This window comes from Arthrobacter sp. THG-b23, assembly GCF_059091265.1.
Genome location: NZ_JBNHGM010000017.1, coordinates 1 through 743, shown reverse-complemented (window position 1 = coordinate 743; position 743 = coordinate 1). Strand labels below are relative to the sequence as shown.

Below are 743 nucleotides of genomic sequence, written 5' to 3'. Positions count from 1 at the left end.
GTGGACCGGGAACTGGCCGGGAACCGGGAGCGGCTGCACGGGCTCGGGAACAGGGCGCTGCGGGCCGAAGCCAAACGCCTCGCCTACCGGCTGGAACCGCGCTCGGTGGTGGACCGGGCCGCGAAGGCCGAAGCGGACCGGCACGTTTCCTCCCGCCCGGAGCCGGACACCATGGTCTCGGTCCGGACCCTGCTGCCGGTGGTCCAGGGCGTGGCGGTGATGGCCGCCCTGCACCGGGAAGCGGACCGGCTGCGCAACAGCGGAGACCCCCGCTCCCGCGGCCAGATGATGGCCGACACCGTGTTCGAACGCGTCACCGGCCGCAGCACCGCCGACCCGGCCCGGCTGGAAATCCAACTGGTGATGACCGACCGCGCCCTGCTCCGCGGCGAGGCCGAACCGGCCTGGCTGACCGGGTACGGCATCGTCCCGGCCCAGTACGCGCGCAACCTCACCCTGTGGCCAAACCGACCGCCGGCAACGGCACACACACCGAAAGCCAACACGGAAACCAGCCCGCCCGGCCGCACCGCTGCCGGCACCGGTCGCGATGACAGCGGACTCACTGCGGCAGGACCAAACGGTGGCAGCCCTCCGCCCTCTGGCGCCTGGAGCACGCCCGGCCGGACCGGGCAGAAGGCGCCGCCGGCCGGGACCGAGCCGGGCTGGAAGACCGCCCGCGAACAGGCCCACCGCACCAAAGTGCTGAAACAACACAGTGTGGAGGACATCTGGGTCCGCCG

1 protein-coding gene is annotated in these 743 nt (G+C 72.8%); it reads left to right on the top strand.

Annotated features, from left to right (window positions below; all coding sequences use genetic code 11):
• A partial coding sequence (locus AC5RVD_RS16795; protein WP_494127554.1) for a 13E12 repeat family protein occupies window positions 1–743 on the top strand: 743 nt, incomplete at both ends.